The 19,131-nt window shown below is 66.9% G+C and carries 20 protein-coding genes; 7 read left to right on the top strand and 13 right to left on the bottom strand.

What is annotated here, in order from left to right; genetic code table 11:
• The first annotated feature begins 127 nt into the window (after positions 1-127).
• Genes ACIA5H_RS08635 through ACIA5H_RS08625 form a run of 3 tightly spaced genes read left to right on the top strand, consistent with a single transcriptional unit; the run spans position 128 to position 3,273 of the window.
• Positions 128-2,455, top strand: coding sequence for a nitrate- and nitrite sensing domain-containing protein (locus tag ACIA5H_RS08635; protein WP_397074905.1), 2,328 nt, complete (start codon positions 128-130; stop codon positions 2,453-2,455).
• Positions 2,456-2,485: 30 nt separating this feature from the next.
• Complete coding sequence (locus ACIA5H_RS08630) at positions 2,486-2,902, top strand: roadblock/LC7 domain-containing protein (protein WP_397074903.1); 417 nt, start codon at positions 2,486-2,488, stop codon at positions 2,900-2,902.
• Positions 2,899-3,273: a DUF742 domain-containing protein gene (locus ACIA5H_RS08625; RefSeq protein WP_356965655.1), complete on the top strand. Its 375-nt coding sequence runs from the start codon at positions 2,899-2,901 to the stop codon at positions 3,271-3,273. The genes ACIA5H_RS08630 and ACIA5H_RS08625 overlap by 4 nt, the downstream gene beginning before the upstream one ends.
• A gap of 18 nt (positions 3,274-3,291) precedes the next feature.
• Here the strand turns inward: ACIA5H_RS08625 and ACIA5H_RS08620 are convergent, their stop codons facing one another.
• Together ACIA5H_RS08620 and ACIA5H_RS08615 are read right to left on the bottom strand one after the other, a co-directional pair.
• Positions 3,292-5,247 (bottom strand): GMC family oxidoreductase N-terminal domain-containing protein, encoded by a 1,956-nt coding sequence (locus tag ACIA5H_RS08620; protein WP_397074901.1) that lies wholly within the window; start codon positions 5,245-5,247, stop codon positions 3,292-3,294.
• Between the two features lie 122 nt (positions 5,248-5,369).
• On the bottom strand, positions 5,370-5,954 hold the full coding sequence (locus ACIA5H_RS08615) for a hypothetical protein (protein ID WP_397074899.1): 585 nt from the start codon (positions 5,952-5,954) through the stop codon (positions 5,370-5,372).
• Positions 5,955-6,379: 425 nt separating this feature from the next.
• On the opposite strand from ACIA5H_RS08615, the gene ACIA5H_RS08610 reads away from it, so the two are divergent.
• On the top strand, positions 6,380-7,576 hold the full coding sequence (locus ACIA5H_RS08610; RefSeq protein ID WP_397074897.1) for a hypothetical protein: 1,197 nt from the start codon (positions 6,380-6,382) through the stop codon (positions 7,574-7,576).
• 9 nt (positions 7,577-7,585) lie between these two features.
• On the opposite strand, the gene ACIA5H_RS08605 is transcribed toward ACIA5H_RS08610, so the two are convergent.
• The 7 genes from ACIA5H_RS08605 to ACIA5H_RS08575 all read right to left on the bottom strand — a co-directional run bounded on the left by ACIA5H_RS08605 (position 7,586) and on the right by ACIA5H_RS08575 (position 12,822).
• The gene (locus ACIA5H_RS08605; protein WP_355075187.1) at positions 7,586-8,332 is read right to left on the bottom strand and encodes a DUF6882 domain-containing protein; all 747 of its coding nucleotides are present in this window, start codon (positions 8,330-8,332) and stop codon (positions 7,586-7,588) included.
• A gap of 129 nt (positions 8,333-8,461) precedes the next feature.
• Positions 8,462-9,307: an LLM class F420-dependent oxidoreductase gene (locus tag ACIA5H_RS08600; protein WP_397074895.1), complete on the bottom strand. Its 846-nt coding sequence runs from the start codon at positions 9,305-9,307 to the stop codon at positions 8,462-8,464.
• Between the two features lie 76 nt (positions 9,308-9,383).
• The gene (locus ACIA5H_RS08595) at positions 9,384-9,806 is read right to left on the bottom strand and encodes a hypothetical protein (protein WP_157170822.1); all 423 of its coding nucleotides are present in this window, start codon (positions 9,804-9,806) and stop codon (positions 9,384-9,386) included.
• 293 nt (positions 9,807-10,099) lie between these two features.
• The gene (locus ACIA5H_RS08590) at positions 10,100-11,014 is read right to left on the bottom strand and encodes an aminoglycoside phosphotransferase family protein (RefSeq protein WP_397074892.1); all 915 of its coding nucleotides are present in this window, start codon (positions 11,012-11,014) and stop codon (positions 10,100-10,102) included.
• Positions 11,015-11,046: 32 nt separating this feature from the next.
• Entirely contained in the window at positions 11,047-11,412 is a 366-nt protein-coding gene (locus ACIA5H_RS08585) for a hypothetical protein (protein WP_397074890.1), read from the bottom strand.
• 227 nt (positions 11,413-11,639) lie between these two features.
• Positions 11,640-11,846 carry a DUF397 domain-containing protein gene (locus ACIA5H_RS08580; RefSeq protein WP_397074888.1) on the bottom strand — a complete coding sequence of 69 codons (207 nt, stop codon included), beginning with the start codon at positions 11,844-11,846 and terminating at the stop codon, positions 11,640-11,642.
• A complete protein-coding gene (locus ACIA5H_RS08575; protein WP_397074886.1) occupies positions 11,836-12,822 on the bottom strand; it encodes a helix-turn-helix domain-containing protein in 987 nt (328 codons plus the stop codon). The genes ACIA5H_RS08580 and ACIA5H_RS08575 overlap by 11 nt, the downstream gene beginning before the upstream one ends.
• 489 nt (positions 12,823-13,311) lie before the next feature.
• Between ACIA5H_RS08575 and ACIA5H_RS08570 the strand changes: the two genes are divergently transcribed.
• Positions 13,312-13,503, top strand: a complete 192-nt coding sequence (locus ACIA5H_RS08570; RefSeq protein WP_355075174.1) for a hypothetical protein — start codon at positions 13,312-13,314, stop codon at positions 13,501-13,503.
• A 327-nt stretch (positions 13,504-13,830) separates the two neighbouring features.
• Here ACIA5H_RS08570 and ACIA5H_RS08565 read toward each other — a convergent pair whose 3' ends face one another.
• From ACIA5H_RS08565 to ACIA5H_RS08555, 3 genes are all read right to left on the bottom strand, one after another.
• Positions 13,831-14,694: an alpha/beta fold hydrolase gene (locus tag ACIA5H_RS08565; RefSeq protein ID WP_397074883.1), complete on the bottom strand. Its 864-nt coding sequence runs from the start codon at positions 14,692-14,694 to the stop codon at positions 13,831-13,833.
• A 122-nt stretch (positions 14,695-14,816) separates the two neighbouring features.
• Positions 14,817-14,945, bottom strand: a complete 129-nt coding sequence (locus tag ACIA5H_RS08560; protein WP_397074881.1) for a hypothetical protein — start codon at positions 14,943-14,945, stop codon at positions 14,817-14,819.
• Positions 14,946-15,119: 174 nt separating this feature from the next.
• Positions 15,120-16,601 carry a phospholipase D-like domain-containing protein gene (locus ACIA5H_RS08555; RefSeq protein WP_397074879.1) on the bottom strand — a complete coding sequence of 494 codons (1,482 nt, stop codon included), beginning with the start codon at positions 16,599-16,601 and terminating at the stop codon, positions 15,120-15,122.
• An 82-nt stretch (positions 16,602-16,683) separates the two neighbouring features.
• On the opposite strand from ACIA5H_RS08555, the gene ACIA5H_RS08550 reads away from it, so the two are divergent.
• Together ACIA5H_RS08550 and ACIA5H_RS08545 are read left to right on the top strand one after the other, a co-directional pair.
• Positions 16,684-17,070 (top strand): hypothetical protein, encoded by a 387-nt coding sequence (locus tag ACIA5H_RS08550; RefSeq protein ID WP_397074877.1) that lies wholly within the window; start codon positions 16,684-16,686, stop codon positions 17,068-17,070.
• Between the two features lie 614 nt (positions 17,071-17,684).
• Positions 17,685-17,990, top strand: coding sequence for a hypothetical protein (locus ACIA5H_RS08545; protein ID WP_364432188.1), 306 nt, complete (start codon positions 17,685-17,687; stop codon positions 17,988-17,990).
• Positions 17,991-18,369: 379 nt separating this feature from the next.
• Here ACIA5H_RS08545 and ACIA5H_RS08540 read toward each other — a convergent pair whose 3' ends face one another.
• A complete protein-coding gene (locus ACIA5H_RS08540; protein ID WP_397074875.1) occupies positions 18,370-18,729 on the bottom strand; it encodes a hypothetical protein in 360 nt (119 codons plus the stop codon).
• Positions 18,730-19,131: the final 402 nt, after the last annotated feature.

Here is a 19,131-nt window from a genome sequence, read left to right as displayed (position 1 = left end):
GGTGCCGCCCGGGTCGGGCGGGGCCGTGTCAGAGGGTAGGCATTTTCCAGCCGTGAGCAAGTGGTCAGAGCTGCGCGAATCCGCTATGGGAGTGGTTCGGTCGAGCCGGCGTGATGTCCGTGGTCGAGTGAGTGTCCGGGTACGCCTGCTGGCGATCGTGCTCATATCGAGCGTCACGCTACTCATCATCGGTGTGGGCGCGGCCGGCTATCTGGTGCGATCCGCCCAGGCGGCCAAGGAATGGGCGGAGCTGGCCAGCAGCACGACGGCACCGGCCGTCCTCATGGTCCAGGCGTTCCAGGAGGAGCGTCGCCTGTCGCTGTTGTCTCTGGCCGGTGACACCGAAGTCGCCCGCGGGCTCGCCGCCGCACGCCAGCGTTCGGACGCGGCGCTGGCGGGGGTGATGGCGAAAGGCGATGCCGCCCGCAAACTGAATCCCGGCGGGTCCGCCTCCGATATCGAGGGCTACAACAAGCTGTTCGCGATGGTTCCGACGCTGCGCGGCGGGGTCGACACCCGGCAGGCCGCGCCGCACGAGGTTTTCGAAGTCTTCAGCGGGGTCATCGGCACGATCATCGCCGCGTCGACCCTCGCCGCCCGGGTGGCGCCGGAAGCCGACATCGCCATGGAACTGAACTACGGCGTCGAGCCCCTACGCGCGGCCGAAGCCCTGTCGATGGCGGACACCCTGGGCGCGGTGGCGCTGACCGTCGGCGAGAACACTCCCGCGCAATTGACCGAATTCAGCCGGTTGGTAGGCGAATTCCGCAGTGAGGTCGCCTACTCCGGCCGCGTGTTGAAGAACAAGCGACTCGCCCAGCTCCAGGAGATCACTGCCGGACCGGCCTATCAGAAGCTCGTCGCGATGCAGGACGCGGTGCTGGTGCGCGGTCCGGTGGAGGCGGGCTCCGACTCCGACGAGTCCACCGGTACCGGCAGGACCCAGAGCGGCCGCTCGGCCTCCAGGACCACGTCGTCGTTGCCCATGGGTGTCGCGGCCTGGCAAGAAGCCTCCGGCCAGGTCTCGGCGGCCCTGCTGAAGCTCTGGGACGACCAGAGCCGCGACGCGCACCAGATCGCGCGGGAGCGAGGCGATGAAACCGCGCGGCATTCCATGCTCGGTGGCGCGGGGGTGCTGTTGGTCGCGACCATCGCCTTCCTCGCGGCGTTGATCATGGCCAATCGCTTCATCGGGCGAATGCGGCGATTGCGGCGCGACACACTGGAACTGGCGGACCAGCAGCTGCCCGATCTCATGGGCAGGCTCGGCCGAGGCGAAAGCATCGACTCCGAGGCCGGGTTGGCCCGACTGGATTTCGGTTCCGACGAATTGGGCCAGGTGGCCGACGCCTTCAACCGCGCCCATGTCGCGGCCGTATCCGCCGCGGTCGCCGAGGCGAAGACGCGAACGGGCGTCAACGCGGTATTCCTCAACATCGCCCATCGCAGCCAGGTCGTGGTGCACCGCCAGTTGGCGCTGCTCGACCAAGCCGAACGCAAGGAGGAGAACGCCGACCAGCTCGAGCTGCTGTTCCAGCTCGACCACCTGGCGACGCGGGCCCGCCGCAACGCCGAGAACCTCATCATCCTCGGCGGCGAGAAGCCGGGTAGACGCTGGCGCAAGCCGGTTCCACTGATCGATCTGGTCCGCGCCGCCGTCGCCGAAAGTCTCGACTACGCCAGGATCCAGACCGGCAGGCTGCCGGAACTCCAGGTGTCGAGCAACGCCGTCGCCGACCTGATCCACCTGATGGCCGAGCTGATGGACAACGCGACAGCCTTCTCACCCCCGCAGGCGCGGGTCGAGGTGTCCGGCGTCGTGGTCGGGCGCGGCGTCGCGGTCGAGATCATCGACCAGGGCTTGGGCATGTCGGAGGCCGACTTCGCCGCGCGCAACGAACTGCTGTCCAACCCACCGGATTTCAGTGTGGTGACTTTGTCAAGCGACACCAGGCTCGGATTGTTCGTCGTCGCGAAACTGGCTCACCGGCACGGTGTTTCGGTACGTCTGGGTGAGTCGGCCTACGGCGGCGTGCGGGCGGTGGTGCTCATTCCGAGCGCACTCCTGCGGTCGGAGACCTCGCCGCGCGAGCAGAGCGACGCTGACCCCATCGAGCCCGTGCGGCCGCAGGCGCCGGACGACCTCCCGCCTCGACCGGCGCCGGTACCGGGCCGATCGGCATGGTTCACCCCGGCCTCCGAGCAACAGGCCCCGGCACCGACCCCGCACAGCGACGACCGTGGCTTCGACACCGCGGCCACACCAGATCCCGGTCCGGCCGCGGACGCCAGGCCGCCGCTCCCACGCCGCCGCCGTCAATCTCCCCAGCAGCAGGAGCAGACGGCGCCCGCCGCCCCGATACGACAGCGGACCGCCGATGAAGCACGCAATCTGATGAGTGCCATCGAGAACGGCACCCGCCAGGGACGCCGGAAGCGTCCCGACTTCGATTAGTCCGCAATCCCCCCTCTGCAGAAGGCGACGATGACTACTTCCCAGGGAACCGGCCTCGGTTGGCTGCTCGACGAGCTGGTCACCGGATTGGTCGGAGCGAAATCCGCGGTGCTGCTGTCTTCCGACGGGCTGCTGATCGGCCATTCGGCCCAACTGGACAAGGCCGACGCCGAGCGGTTCTGCGCGATGGCATCGGCGATGCACAGCCTATCCCGCAGCGTCGGCCACCATTTCGACGCAGGCGGCGTCTGCCAGACCGTGGTGGAACTCGACCACGCCGTGCTGTTCGTCACCACGGCCGGAACCAACGCCTGCCTGGCACTGCTGGCGTCCGAGACCGCCGATATGGGTATGGTGGCCTACGAAATGAATCAGACGGTGCAGCGAGTCGGAACACATCTGTCGGTCGACACGCGCCCGCACCCACCCGCTTCGACACAGCCATGAGTTATCAGCACGATCCCTGGTACGAGGAAGACGCCGGTCCGATGGTCCGGCTCTTCGCCATCACCCGCGGCCGGGGTCGTGCCGTGCGCCCGGAACTGAACTTGGTCACCCTGGTGGTCGATGGCGCGCCGGGCACCGCACTGCGGCGCACCGAACCGGAATACGCCGCCATCGTGCAGCTTTGCCGCACCCCGCAGTCGGTAGCGGAGGTGTCCGCGCGATTGAACCTGCCGCTGACGATGACGAAGGTCCTCATCGGCGACCTGCTCGACGACGGCAGGCTGATCTACCGGTCGGCGGAGCCCACGGCCGGGTCCGAATCGGATCTCGGCCTCCTGCGCGCGGTGCTCGACGGCATTCGCGCGCTCTGACCCGACCCCGGCCGGTATTCAGCTCAACCGCGCGACAAGCCTTTTCGCGTTCATGTAGGCGATCGCCTCGATCGAGACCATGGGGTTGACGCCCGACGCGGTGGGGAAGCTGGAGGCGTCGGCGACGACGATGTTCGCCACCTCCCACGTGGCGCCGTCCGGGTTGGTGGCCGAGGTTTCCGCTGAGCCGCCCATCCGCGCCGAACCCATGATGTGCAGTGCGCCCAGGGAGCATTGCCCCGGTCCGTACCCGGCGGCCCGGCACGCGGCGGCGAAATCGGCGTGCGAGCCGCGGCGGCCCGGTTCGTAGGAGACGCCCGCTTGGTGCCCGGAGAAGATGCGCTGCGCACCCGCTGCTTCCAGAATGCTCGCCGCCCCCTCGAACCCGGTGTGCAAATGGGCGGCATCGTAGTCCGACAACCGGTAGTTCACGATCGGCTCACCGCCGCGATCGACGGATACGGTGCCCGAATCGCGGTCACGCGTGATGATGCCGATCGCGTTCGAACGCGCGAAATCGAGCATGGTGGTCCGATGGTTCTCCGCGCCGCGCCAGCTCATGAACCCGGTGGCGAGACCGGGATGAATCGGGCCGGTTTCGTAGATCACGCCGTAGCCGTTGCCGTCCAAATCGCTGTGCTCGCGGCAGATCCGGGTCTGCAAGCCGCCCTCCCACGGCCGGATCTCTTCCTCGAACACCCCGAACACCGCGGCCGCCGGGTGCAGGCGCAGATGGCGGCCGATGTTCTGGTTGCGCAGCCCGGAGCGCCGCAGCAACGCCGGAGTCTGGATCGCACCGGCCGCCACCACCACCGCACGAGCGCGCACCTCGATCGCCACGCCGTCGGACGTGACCGCCGAAACGCCTCCCGCGCGACCATTTCGGACACTGATCCGCCGCACGTCGGCGTCCACGACCAGTCGCGCGCCGCGATCCGCCGCATCGGCGAGCCAGGTCTTGGTCACCGACTGCTTGGCGCCCAGGCGGCAGCCGTAACCGCACCGGCCGCACTCCACACCGGCGTCGCAGGCATCGGTCACGTTGCGCGGCAACGTGTCCACCGCCCAGCCGAGCGCGCGGGCGCCGCGCTCGAGAACGCCGTCGCGAGCCGACAACACCGACCGCCGATCGGTGACACCGAGCCGCCGCCGCACCACGTCGAGCGCGTCGCCGAATTCGTCCTCGGCGAACTGGGCGGCGCCCAGGGCGGCCCACTCCGCCCGGACATCCTCCGGCGTAGGCAAAGACGTACTCCAGTTGACGACCGTCCCACCCCCCAGGCACGTGCCCGCGACGAGGGTGATCTGACCGTCGGCGGTGCCCGGCGGCCCCGGTGCGTACAGGTGTTGCAACCCGTCCAGCTCGCCCGCGCCGAAATCGCGGTCGTCGTAGTAGTTTCCGCGTTCCAGCACCACGACGTCCAGGCCCGCTTCGGCCAATACCGCGGCGGCCACACCGCCTCCGGCGCCGGAACCGACGATCACTACGTCACAGTCGAATTCGGTCGTCTCGGTGCAACGCAGCGGTGTCAACACGGGCACGGGCGCCGTGGTCAGCGGACCGGCAGGGGCCGGATACCCGATCTCCTTCCACAGCGGATTGACGCCCGTCGGGCCGGGAGTGATGTTGTAGGACAGCAGCGACGCTTGTTTGAGCGCCCCGAAGATCACCCGCACGGATTCGAAACGCGAATCGGCCAGCCGCAGCAATGCCCGTTCCCGCTCCTCCTGCGAAAGGCGGGAGAAGCGCCGGAGACCGCTGCCGGTGAGCAGGCCGGTCAGCCGGGAATCCCACAGGTTCAGCAGCGTGGCCAGTTGCTTCTTCTCCGCCTCGCGCGGATTGCGCCCCAGCAGTTGGAAGACGGTGTCAACGGCTCCGAGCGCGCTCGCCGACGGCAGCGTCAACCCGTCGCCGGGGTTGAACGTGTCGCAGATGACGTTCATCGCCGCGCGTTGCTTGGCTGTTGGTTCCATGTCGAACAGTCCCCTTCGTTTCGCCAGTGAGTTCTATCACACGACATGAACAACCACTAACTAAAAACCCGTTTGCCCTGGTTATTTCGGATCGCGGGAAAGAATGCATGGCCACATAGCGTTCACGCCCTGATCACGATCGCGGCCGCGTAACCGACCGCCAGGAACGCGTGCACGACCGAGACGAGCGCCTTGCCGAGTTCCGCCGTCGGGTTCGCGCCGGTCCGTGGCCGCGACAGCGACCACCGGGTGAAGGTCCGCTCGGCGTGCACCGCGAGGCGCAGCAACTCGGCGCGATACGACCCGAGCAGCGGTTGGTCGCACGCGCCCAGCGCAGCGGCGGTGAGATGTGCGCAGCGACCTATCGTCATCACGACTTCGAGCACCTCGTCCGGCACCGACGTCACGAGGCGGGCGTCGGCGAGCGCGGCTGCCGCCCGGATTCGTTCGACGACGCGGCCGAGCGCCCGCCCGAGTTCGGACAACTGCGCGGCGTCGGCGGCCACGGGCTCGGACTCCAGCGCGGCGGTCAAGTTGCCGATGACCACGCCGAGCGCGTGCTCGACTCGGCGCGAGCGCTCGAGTATCCCGGAGACATCCACCGGCGAGCATCCGAAGTCCGCAAGCACCGTCGCCGCCTCGACCAGGGTCGCGGCCGCCGCGCGAAAGTAGATCTCGCTAGTCGCGCTCGCCCTCGGCGTGCTCATGCCCACTCCTCGGGTAGTCCCTCGATCAGCCGCGATGGGGTGTCGACGCCGCCCGGACGGCGTCGGCCGGGTAGCGTCGACAACCTCGCGCCGCCCGGGTAGCAACCACACCGAACTACCGCAGTCGACGATAATGATTCATAACATATCGCTTGTCCAGACTGGTAGATAACCCTATATCGCTTGGAACAGACATTTACTTAACGGTAGGGTGAACTGCTTGTGGCCGGATCAGCTACGACCAGGCACCGGACGCGCGGGATACGGACGATCGGAGCGGCTTCCCTCCGCTCGCCGCGAACTCCGAGCCTTCCAGAGACCCGAAACCACCCTCCGATCCCGGCGGCCCGGCCGCACCGCCCGACGACCTGTAGGCGCACGCGCGATGATGGAACGAAGCCGATGATCGTCGAGAGGACCGACGGATGTACCGTCTGAGGCGCTGCCTGGTCGCGGTGGTCGTCTTGTTGGGAGCCGCCGGATGCGGCAACACCGAACACGAACCGCCGCCCGCCCGCGGTGAGATCGTTTCCACGACGCCCCTGCTGAGTCTGCCGCCCGAGCAGACCGCCGCCCTGTTGACCAACGGCGGAATCTCTACTCCGGTGCGCAACGGCGTCGACGCCTTCCGCATCGAGTACCGGACGATCACCCCGCACGGCGACCAAACCACCGCCAGCGGGCTGGTGGCGCTGCCGCGCACGGACTCCCGGCGGCTGCGGGTGGTCAGCTACGAGCACGGAACCATGACGCTGAAGAGCGACGCGCCGTCGGTCGACACCCGCAACCTCCCCGATCGGCTGCGTACGGTGGCCTTCGCCGCCGCGGGCTACGCGGCGACCGCACCGGACTACTTGGGCCTCGGGAACGGTCCAGGGACGCATCCCTACACCCATGCGCCCTCGGAGGTCAGCGCTTCGGCCGACCTGTTGCGCGCGACCGCTTCCCTCGTGGCCCAGCAGCGCCGAGAGCTCGATCCGGACGTGCTCGTGACCGGCTTCTCCCAGGGCGGCCACGCCGCGATGGCGCTCGGCAAAGCGCTGGCCGCCGGTGCGATCCCAGGGTTCGGGGTCGCCGCCTTGGCCCCGATCAGCGGACCCTACGACCTACGGCACGTCCAGGCGCCCGCCGCACTGGACGGGCGGGTGCTACCGGGCGCGGCGGTGCTCTTCCTCTCCTACTGGATCACTTCCATGAACCGGATCCACCACCTCTACGACGACCCGACCGAGGCCTTCCAGCAGCCCTACGCCGACAAGGTCGAAGAACTCTTCGACGGCTTCCACACCGAGATCACCATCGTGACCTCGCTGGCGCCCACCCCCGGACAATTGCTGACATCCGGGTTCATCCAGTCCGCCGCCGAGCCGACCGGCGCCACCGCGGCGGCTATCGCCGAGAGCGACGGCACCTGCGACTGGACGCCGCGGGTACCCGTTCACCTCTACGCTGCCCGCGGCGATCGCGCCGTGCCGTTTCCGAATGCCGAGCACTGCCTGCAAGCTCTCGGCAGCGGCAACGCCACGCTGCGGGACCTGGGCGACGTGGACCACGCCGGAACGGCCCGGATAGCCGTCCCCGAGATCCTCGGCTGGTTCGAGCAACAGTTCCCGCCGAGCTGACCGGTCGGATCACGCCGGCTGGGGCTGCGATTCGAAGGGTGCGTCGATCCCGTCCATGACGATCCGGATATCGAGGTTCGCGATCCGGCCCGAAGCGTCGAACTCGACCTCGCCGGCGAGACCGTCGTCGCCGAATTCCAGCAACCGGTAGTCGTCGAGGAATTCGGTGTTCAGTCCCCGCCGGGTGAGGTAGCTGTACACGGCACGCCGGTGATCCGTCAGTGGCAGTGCACCGAAGCCGTGCGCCAGCACGCGAGCGAGGCCGGAGGGGGTGGGCGCGGGCAATTCGAAGGCCGGGTGGTCGATGAGGAACGCCACGCAGGCGCCATCGATGACACCGCAGTAGGAGTTCCAGCGCCCGCAGACGATCTTCGCGGCATCCGCCATCAAGCCGGCCACCTGATAGGGCTCCGGCGCCGCGCCACCGAGGACCACGGGCAGTTCGGCCGAACACAATTCGGCGACACGGTAGCGGGACCCGAACTCGCGCACGGTCTCCGCCGCGCGCAGCAGCGACGGCGGGTAGCCCCAGGGGTTGACCCATCCCCACAGCCACGTGTCGGCATCCGCCGTTCCGAGCAGGTGGACGTCGGTGCACACGAAGGAGCCTTCGTCACCGAGGAATTCGAGCCGACGTCCGTCCAGGTCGGCCTCCAACACGTGTGCGCCGAGCACCTCCTCGAGGTGCAGGCGGTGCTCGAGCGACAGCAAGCCCGCGTCATCGAGAAGTCTCGTCAGTGGCACGGATTGGGACACCGCGTCAGCGTAGTCAACGCGGAGCCATCGCTCCGCTTCCGGACCGGCTGTCGTGCCGGGCTCAGCCCGAGCGGGCGGCCGTCCCGGCAACGGGTGCGGTAGGAAACCGGGGCGACTCCACCTCCGACTTCACACCGGGCGGTCGTGCAACTCGGCCATCGTCGCCTCGACCCGATCGAGTTCGCGCTCGACGACGCTCCGGCGTGCCGACGGCAACCAGAAGAGCACGCGGTCGACTCCCGCTTCCGCATAGGCTTCGAGAGCCTCGAGGTCGTCGACGGGGGCGCCCATCACGACGACGTCGATCGGGCGATCGGCCCGCTCGCGCAGCTCGGTGATCCGCTCGATGATCCCGGGGCCGTGATTGGGCATCCACGCGTCGCCGTATTCGAGCACGCGATCCAGCACCGTCGGCCCGCCGCCGCCGACGAGGATCGGCGGGTGCGGCCGCTGGATCGGCTTGGGGTCGCTCCAGATCCGGTCGAAAGAGATGAATTCGCCGTCGAACGAGGCCTCGTGCTGCGTCCAGATCACCTTCATCGCTCGGACGTACTCGCCCATGCGCTTCATCCGGGTCCGTGGATCGGTGCCGTGATTCGCCATCTCTTCACGGTTCCAGCCTGCGCCGATGCCGAAGTCGAATCGCCCGCCGGACAGATGATCGAGCGACGCGACCTCCTTGGCGGTGATGATCGGGTCACGCTGGGCCACGAGCGCGATACCGGTCCCGACCCGCAGCGCTTTGGTGACGCCCAATGCGTAGGCGCTCGCTACGAAGGGGTCGTAGGTGTGCGCGTATTTTCGCGGCAGCGGCGGCGCGCCCTGCTCGCCGCGCCATGGCGTCTTCCGCGCCGCCGGGATGTGCGTGTGCTCGGCCCACATCAGCCACCGATGGCCGCGCTCCTCGACGGTTCGAGCGAGCTCCGCGGGCCCGAGGCCGTCGTGGGTCGGGAAGTAGGCTACGCCAGCATCCATTTGCTCGAAGTTACCTGCCGAACCCGAGGCCGCCAATGCGACTTGCCGCGGCCGTGATGCCCGGCTTCACTCCCGATCACCCCGGGATGACGTACTGCACCTGGACCGAATCGGGCGAGTGGAAGATTTCCTTTGTGGTGACGGACAACTCGACGTGGCCGGGGCCGGAGGGGATGGTGGCGGAGTTGTACCAGGAGCCGACCAGCTTGATCGTGGTGTTCCCCCGCGCGCCGGTGTCGATGTTGTGCCAAGAGACGTAGGCGGTGGTGGCGCAGGTGCCGATGCCCTCGAAGGCGCTGGTGAGGTGAAGTCCCTGGGAGGAGTCCTGGTCCACGTTCCCGCGAATCGTGCCGTAGCACAGGCCCGCTTCTGTCGCCGTGGTGTAGAGCACCGGGAGGTTGACGGCCTCGGCCGAGGCGGTACCGGCGAAGACGAACGCCGGGGCGCAGGCCACTACGGCGGCAGCGGCGGTCGTGGCCAATTTGGTAACTGAGCGCATGATCTTTCCCCTCTGAGTCTGCACACTGATCGACATGCCCGGATACACGGCCGCCGGGCCTCGGTACCGGGAGTTCGAGAACACCGGCCCGGCTGCACGTCTTATCCGTGATCAACCTCTAGTCGTTACGCCGCACGACATGTACCGCAGATACAGCATCGACCCGAAGGGATCACGAGCCGAAGCTCGAGCGCATCACTGATATCGCAGCTCCGAGACAACCGGTAGATAGTAGCTTTTCGAACCCTGCGCTATTCGTCACCGTCTCCTGAAGCGTCGGGGCACGCGCACGATCAGCGATGGGTGGCGATGAGGCGTCGCAGTGCGGCCTGGGCGGGTGGACCCCATGTCGGCTTGCCGCCAGGGCGGCCGTGGACCCCGGCGTCTGCGATGAGGGTGCCCGCGAAGGCGCGTAACACTGCCCATCCGCGGGCGCGCCGCAGAGTCGCCGTATCCATGGACGACTGGTAGGCGTCATGAAAGCGGTCGGTGGCACCGTCGGGCAGCAGAATCCACGCGGCAGCGAGATCGAAAGCCGGATCGCCGGCGAAGAGGTCGCCGAAGTCGATCACCCCGCAGATCGCGCCATCCGCGGTGAGGACGTTGGCCGGATGCAGATCGCCGTGCAGCCACAGCGCCGGGCCGTCCCAATCCGGTGCGGCGACAGCGTCTTCCCAGACCGCGCGGACGGCGTCAGGATCGGCGATCAGTCCTAACTCGGTGACTGCTGCGAGCTGCTCGGCGAACCTGTCGGAACAACCGGCCAGCGACCCTCCCCGGTCGCGGCCTTCGGGCGCGTGCTCGGGGGCAGGTTGGTGAAGTGCCCTCAGGAAGGCGGCCAGGGTGGTGGCAGCCTTCGCGCCGTGGGTGACGGGAGCTCGGTCGGCAGCCTCGCCCTGCACCCAGGTTGTGACGATCCACGGCCGCCGAAACCGTTCGGAGGGCTCACCGAAGCGCTGCGGAACGGGAACCGGCAGCGGAAGACGCGGAGCGAGGTCAGGCAGCCAGGTGTATTCCTTGCGCAGCAACGCGTCGGCGGACTCTGTCGCCCAAGGCAATCGGACGGCCAGGTCGTCGCCGAGCCGCCACAGCTGGTTGTCCCAGCCACGCGCGCCGAGCCGCACAGGGCGGTCGGCTAGGTCGGGGTGCTGGTCACGCAGCAGATCCCGCACCAACTCCGCGGTGATCTCGATCTCGGTGTGCGGCATGCGGCTCAATATGGCCCAATCATCATCTCGCGCTACAGAAGCTCGATTCGACCGGGCTCGGGCAGCGCGTGCGGGCGTTCGTCCGTATACCAGGCGTACTCGATTCCGCTGAGCCAGCCGTCCTCGACCCACAGTATGACCTCGCCGATCGGTGATCCGTTGCGGTCGGTGACCCCTCCGCTGGCGAAGATCCCGTCCGGCGAACCGGATGCTCGCACCGCACCGGCCCGCACCGCCAGATCGATGCTGGGTGAACCGATACCCCATGTGGCGACGACCTGCGAATACGGCACCTGCGCCTGGTACTCGGAGGCGCAGGGGTCGCCCGACGACAGCAGCTTCATGGCGACACTGGTTTCGAGGTCGGTCAACGTTCGCGGCGGAATCGGTGTACTCATCGGTCTCGCCGCGTCATGAAATGTATGCGGTGCCGATGCCGAAGACACCGTCGATCATTGCTATCGGCGGTGCACTGCGCGAGGAGGTCGGCAGGTCCCCCGACCCGCCGACGCAGCCGATGTAGCGCACGATATCCGTCGAAGCCCTCGGTCTCGGAAGTACTGCTGGCCGCGGAAGCGTACCTACTGCGGCCCTCGATGAACACCGGCGATCGAGCAGGCGGAGTTCAAGATCGGTCGAACTCGCCGCCCCGCGCGACCGACAGAAACGCATCCCACTCCAAGGGCGTGAACACCAACGCCCCACCGTGAGGATTCTTCGAGTCACGAACCCCCACGCGCCCGCCGTCCAGATGCGCGATCTCGACACAGTCACTACCGGCGGAACTACGAGTGCTCTTGAACCAGCGCGCTCCGGATAGATCAACGGACACAGTCGAACTCCTTCGCTGCCTGCCGCAACAGGCGTTTGCTACTCGGCACGTCCAACGCTACCCGCTGCATGACCTCGATTGCAGCCCGATAGCGGCGAACAGTGCCTGGTCGCTCCAGATAGATATCACCGGTATAGCTCTGGACGTAGACCACCGATGGCTCCAGCACCCGCCCGTCGTTGTCTGCCGCAAAGTCCAGAATCGTGAACGGTCCGGTGGAAGTCCCCAGCGGATATCCTGCCCCGAATGGAAGCACCTGCACGCGAACATTCGGCGGCAGGTCCGCCAGGTGCCGCAACTGCACCGACATGACGCGAGGGCTACCGACCACTCGCCTGGTCATTGCTTGGTCCAGCAACAGCATCGCGTTCAGCGGGGCGATATCGCGGGTGATCAACCCTTGCCGGTTGCGACGAACCCTCACCCTCCGCTCGATCTCCTCGGCGGTATCCATCGGGAAGTACACCCGGTCGAGCGCACGCGCGTACTCGGGGATCTGAAAGATGCCGGGCAGCAGATCAGTACGGTAGCTCGTGAGATGTGAGGCCGCCGCCTCCATCTGGATGTAGGCGTTGAACGTCGGATTCACCTGATCGGGAAACTCGTCCAACCACGACGGCGTCCTCCCCTGTGCAGCGAGCGATTTCAACACCGGCAGCATGTCCACCCGCTGATACAGCCTGCACAGCCGCCGCAGATCTTCCTCCCGGACGACCACGTTCGGCGCACCGGTTTCCAAACGGTGCAGCGTCCCCGCTCCGCGCCCGATGGCCCGCGCCGCCACTTCGATGGACAACCCCGCCTCCTGCCTCATGCCGCGCAGGCAGCGGCCGAGGCTGCGGTGTGGAACGCCTCCCGTCCCGCGAATGTCGGCTTTGAGCTGCCGAATACCGGCGCCCGCATCGCTCTCCCCCATGCTGTTTGCTCCCTTCCGTGGAATATTCACACCCACTGACTGGAATGTTCCGAAAGTCATTGTGGAAGGCGGTCTTTCGCCCCACCGGGGGCTATTGTGCAGGGTCGCTGGAAGGTGTCCAGGGCTTTCGCCACTTTCTGTCGCGAATTCGCGCGGGAATATCCATACGGCCCGCATCCGGTGCTCCACTGACCGCGAGATCGGCGCGGCGTGACTCCCCGTTCGCCGCCACTCGGACAGCGGGAGGACACATGACCAACGCACTACCGCAACGCGTTCCGTTCCCACGGGCTCGCGCCCCCTACAAGGGCGTGCCGCTGCCCGTGCTCGAGCGCTACGCCGACGCGCTGCGGCAGTAGGCCGACACACCCGAACGTCCCGGAGGCGGGGTGCCGACCCCTCCCCCGCCTCCGGTGACCCTCACCGAAGCCCTGTCGTGGAGCGAGTGACCCGCCATCGGGCCGTCCGCGCGCGAAGGCCGTGACCGTGCGCCACTACCGCGTCACAGTGCACTGTTGCGGCCCACGCTGGCTCATCCACGTGCCTGCCGTGAACCGCTGGACAGTGACCGGCGACAAGTCGGCGATCCGGTCCACCGCCCGCCAGATGATCGCGGCGACAACCGGATACGGCGACGACTCGCTCGAACTGGACCTCATCGCGGGCAGAGCGCTGCGCGACGCCGAAGAGTTCGCGGTGGGATGCCAGTTGTCGACGCGATGGCACGCACCGACGGGATAGGCGAGCTACTCGGCGCCTTACGCTGGCTCCGGAGCGCAGGCCGAGCCCCAAATGTGCGCATCTTGTCCTGTTCGGCATCAGCAGGCGACGCCTCGAGTTCGACACTCCATTCAGCGAGGGAGCCACCCGAAATTCATCGGTGCGGTCGAGGTCGCGCACACGCTCCTGCGGACGCCCTGTACTCGGCATGATGGTGCAATCGGCCGGCGTCGGACGGGCACTACTGCTCGTTGATCTTCCGAGGTGCCGCGCCGGGCCGGTTCGGTCAGCGCGATCAGCGGCATTATGGTGCGTGCCGCTGGCTCAGAATGCCTCCCAGCCGGGCGGTTACAGGGCGAGCATGGCGGCAGCGACCTGGTCGGCCGCCGCTGGGCGCAGAGCGGTACCCATGTCGTCGAGGACGAGCAGTCGCGCCCCCGGGATTTCGGCGGCGAGGACTTCACCGTTGCCGACCGGGAAGAACGGGTCGGCGCGACCGTGCACCACGAGCGTGGGCACATCGAGCTCACCGAGCCGCTCCCGCCAGCGCGGGGCGCAGTCGATCCGGGAGAACACCATCCCGAGCTGGTTCGCCTGGTGCACCGCGGGATCGCTCGACGGTGTCCGATCCCAGATTCGGGCCGCCGTCGCCCGCGCCTGCTGCGTATCGTTGCCCATCAGCGCGGCGCCCTCGGCGGCGAACGGTGCGACAGCATCTCGGTCGGTCCAGTCCGGCCGTGGGCGGGAGAACAGCGCGCCCATGACCGCGCGGTCGTGGTCAGGCAGGTCCTCGTCGACCGGGCCTGGGGCCACCGGCCGGGTGCCGACGAGGGTTAGTGCGGAGAACACGTCCGGGTGGTCCAATGCGGCGACCTGAGCGACCATCCCACCGACGCCGACACCACCGAGATGGGCGGTCCCGGCGCCGAGCACCTCGACGAGCGCGGCCGCGTCGGTGGCGAGATCCCGCAGGTTGTATGCCGGATTCTGAGGGTCGAGGGTCGTCGACGCGCCGGAGTCGCGCAGGTCGTAGCGGACCACGCGCCGCCCGCCCGAGGCGAGCCGCTCGCACAGCGCGTCGGGCCAGGAGACCATTGTTGTGCCGCCGACCAGCAGGAACAGCGGATCGTCCTCGCGACCGAAGCTCTCGATGCCCAGATCCACACCGTTCGCCCGCACCGACGTCATGCCCGACCGAAACGGTCTCGTCATGCCTGGACTCCTATCTGTCGGCATCTCCAGAGGTATCGACGACAGATTCACCCGAAAATCGTCGGTGCAGCCGAGATCGCGTCCACACTCCCCAATCACCCGGGATCGGCATTACCGTGCGTTCAAAATATGATCGGCGCCGCGTTGGAGCTGTCCGGATTCTGCAGCGTCGACACACTGACGCCGAGCTTCGAGGCCAGGTCGGTGAGCGCGTCCCATGCCTTTATCGCGCCGCCTGCATGTCGTCCCATCCCTCGCGATAAGTATCGGCGGCACTCCCCTTCCTGGTGCCGAATAACGCTTGAACCTCACGGTCCAACGCTACCGATGCTGATTTCAATTGCTGCGCAACGTCATAGGCGTGCTGCCGACCACCGTCACCGCATGTGGAACGACGTTCGGCGGTTGGTCGTTGCGATCCGCGGTCAGCGCACCCCCACCGCTGTCTTCAGCCTGCGGATACTCCGGATCAGCAACGGGTTGTCCCGCAGGCGCGGTGGCGTGCGTTCGGGATCCAGCAATTCGTTGTCCGCCAGTGGGCTGTCTTCGTCCTCGACGGTCCCCGGCTCGAACCGCACCAGGGTCCGGCCGTTGCCGCGCAGGGCCTCGACCGTGCGCAGCAGCGACGACGTCTCGGCGAGTGTCGCGTCGAACTTCGCGGGTTCGGCATCGAGATGTTCGCAGATCAGCTGGCGCCGGATACCGAGGATGGTGTCCCGCAGCAGGTCACCTTCCTCGGTGGCGGGGGTGACCTCGACGGCCAGGTCGCATTCGGTGTCGAAGCCCATCGAGCGGTTGTTGAGGTTCGACGATCCCACCCGCAGCAGCCGATCGTCCACCACCAGCACCTTGGCGTGGACGTAGATCGGCGCGCCCGCCTCGGTGACGGGGTAGTAGACACCGAACCGGTTTTCGGTATCGGCCTTCCATAACAGATGGAGTAAGCGGCGGCGAGCCCCATCCATCGCCTGTTGCTCGAGCCAGCCATCGGCGTGACGCGGCAGTACCAGCACGATCTCCGGACCATTCGGCTCACGTAGCCGCGCGGCGATCGCCTCGGCGAGAGTGCGCGAGGCCAGGTACTGGCTCTCGATGTACAACGACCGCGTGGCGCCCGCGATCGCCGCCAGATACAGCGCCTCGACCTCCCTGACTTCGGCGCGGTCGGCGAGCTCAGGGAAGGTCCGCACGATACCAACATCCACAGACCGCATCGTCGGCTCCAACCCGTCCGGCCACGGCGTGTCACCGGCGATCTCGTCGACCGCCGCCAACTGCTCTCCCGTCGCCGCCTTCCACCGGGCCCGGGCCAGTTCGCCGATCGCCTTCGCCGCGTCGCCGTCGACGGCGGTGGTCGCGTCGTGCCATGGTCCGTACCGGTTGCCGTTCGGCTCGGTTCGGTAGTGGTTGTCGTCCCGATGGTCGCTGGTGTCCCAGCGATCGACGGTCATGTCGATACCACCGCAGAAGGCGAGCGCGTCGTCGATCACCACGATCTTCTGATGGTGCGCTGAACCGATCGGGTGCGCGCCGTCGATTTCCAAGTGCAACCGCCGATCGGTCATCCAATTGACAACGAAGATCGGTGTCATCCCACGGCTGATCGCCGCGAACGCGCCGACATTCCACTTCAGCAGGTAGATGTCGAGATCCGGTCGCTGTTTCGGCAGCCAGGACAGGAATTTACCCAGCCGATTCGGCCCTTCGAGAGTCTTCTCCTGCGGCTCGAACTTGATCCGGGTATCGAAGTCCCAGCCGATCAGCACAATGCGTTTACGGGCCTGCAACATGGCGGACTTGGCATAGCGGAAATAGTCCGCCGCGTCGACAATGCATGTCAGCCGGTCGGCCCGTGCGATCTGCCAGCAGGTTTCGCCGGGTATGAGGATTTGTCGCTCGTCGCTCATGGGTAGTCAGTTCTCTCGTCCAGCCGGACACCCGCACCGCAGGTGACCGATTCACAGTACTGCGCGGTCGCTCACCTTCTCGGTGAGCATCGTCACCGCGATCCCGTTCCGCCCTGCTGGTCCGCGACTTCGAATAGCGAATCTTCGGGAAGACCTCCTGATTCCCTTGGGCTGGGATGCCAGGGCCCAGGACTGGCTGCAGCGACTCGTCCGTTCCGTGCCCCGCCAACTGGACCCGGATACGCGAGTGAGGGTGGTCGCCTCCGAAGGCGAGGGGGGCGACGAGGAGGCGGCCGACTCGACCGGCGACTTCGTGCGGCACCTGCCGACGTCCATCGCCGACGTGTGGCCACCTCTGGTGGATCTCACCTTTCAGTTTCTGGGCAGCCAGGAAGCGCGCTACCGAACCGGCTTTTACGAAGACGAGATCAACGACGCGCTGGCGGCGATTCGAAATATCGCAGGATGAGAGTCCTGTCTGTCCCGATCACGCAACGCCTGGCGGGGTGGGATCGGTTCGAGCAAGACGCGTAGTCTCCGAAGGGCCGCCGGGGCGCACACGACTCCGGATGTACCGTCGGCGCGGCGACGCACCTATGCTGCGCGAAGCGTCGCCTCGTACTTCAACGCGTCGCTGCGTGGGAACACATTTGCAGGTAGACCTGCGGGTGTATACCGAGGTGGGGTCGTAGCCGGGTTCGGCGAGTATCGCTTCCAGCATCGTGAAGGCGATGTCCTCCGAAAGTCCAATCGGTACGCCCCCGATATACCGGTGGGCGCGGCGCCGCTGCGTGTAGTCGATGTACAGCAGGTCGAAGATCGACCTCACATCGTCGGTCTCGCGCTGGTCACTCCGCCCCTTCGAATTCAGGTCGTCGTCGCCGTAGGTGCGGCGCATGTGGTCGTCGTGGGACGGCCCCCACCACTACATCAATGCAACGCCCGGCGTGCTGCACGTATCCCGGATCAGCACGCCACGGTGAAACTTTCGGTTGCAGAACTCGATGATGTCCGGGTCGCACCGATAGGGTTCACGGTGAAGAAAGGTGGTTATACGAACGTGTATCCAGGCGGGAAGTCACGGTGAGCGACATCGGCACCGTGGTCATCGAGGCCACCGGCGTCACCTACTATTCGCCGGAGGACGAGGCGGCGTTCTTCGGGTGGCTCGACAAGATCGCTTGCGTCGAGTCGTACTACGGACGAGTGCGCACCTTGTACCTCACCATCGATCTCGAAGCCGTCGATGAAGGCGGATTGTGTGAAATCGTCGCACTCTACCGGAGATACAACATCGACCTGAGCGAATTACGCGTCCTCGGCGCGGGCCGGGTCGGCCCCTGGTTCAGCGACCCCGATCGCTGGTGGCACGAAGGAGTCTTCGTGTAGGCCTCCGAGCCGGTCGGCCGGTTCAAGACTGCCTTCTGTGCCGAAGCCGACATAAGGGTTGCGTCATTCGATCAGAGGCAGACGGCAGTCGGGCACCTATGCGAGGGCCAGTTCCACAAGCCGACAGTAAAATCACCAAAATTGTTGTCACGCGGTTTGAGTCGCACTTCCGTACGACATCAAGTAGCCGCCGACTCTGATCTGACCAACTGATCGGTTCACGTCGACCCTGTCGTCGGGTGCTCGCAGTCCGCGAAGACGCGCGGCGTGTAGACGACGTGACCGCACATGGTGCAGATGTAGGGGCGGCGAATGGCCGCCGTCCTATAAGCAGGCCAGCGACCCGACGCGTTTACGCCCCCAAACCGGGTTCGCAGGATCACCCCCAGTACTCGCCGCGCTTTTTCCGCTCTTCCACTTCGGCCAGGTATGCAGCTTCCTCGTCAGTGCCCAGCTTGTCCTCGTCGCCGAACCGGTCGCGCAGATGCTTGCGCTTCTCTGGTGGTACCGCGTCGCGGCGGGCATTCCAGGCCGCGAATCCCGCTTTGATCTTCTCCAACTCTTCGGGAGAGATATCATCGTCGCCAGGGTATTCACCCGGTGCGTAGAAGGTTTTTCCTCCGATTTTTCGGGCATTACCGGGTTCCTTCCTACTTGGGTAATTCTCGCATTTGAATGATGGTACGACCATCTGGTCCGGGAAATTTGTCGACCACGCGAAACGGGTATCGCTTTCCATGGCTGGACCCGCAACGCGAACGGCCAGTGGTACGACAAGGACGGCCACCCCACCAGCCACGACCGCGACGCCTGTCCCGGCAACTGAGCCGCAATCAGCACCGAGCGCAGAACGGTGCGGCGGTCGGCGCGTCGTCCAGTCCGGCGAACTGGCGGTTGAGTCGATCTACCTCAGCCTGGCAGCGCCGCCGCCAGTTCGCCGCACAGCGCGTCGAGTTCGGATGCGGGGATCCGAGGCGCGTCCGGGGAATCGGCGTCGCGCCACGGCATATCTCGTGCGGTGTCGGATGGGGCGGGTGAGGACGTGCTTGTGGACGTGGGCCACGCTTAGGCCGGCGACGAAGTCCGGGGAGACCGTGCCGTTGGGTGATCACAGTTCGCCCGATGAGCATCCGCCCCGACC

It is taken from the genome of Nocardia sp. NPDC051900, from assembly GCF_044452545.1.
Lineage (GTDB): Bacteria > Actinomycetota > Actinomycetes > Mycobacteriales > Mycobacteriaceae > Nocardia > Nocardia sichangensis.
Note: the sequence above shows the minus strand (reverse complement) of the source record. Positions and strands in the feature narration are given on the sequence as shown.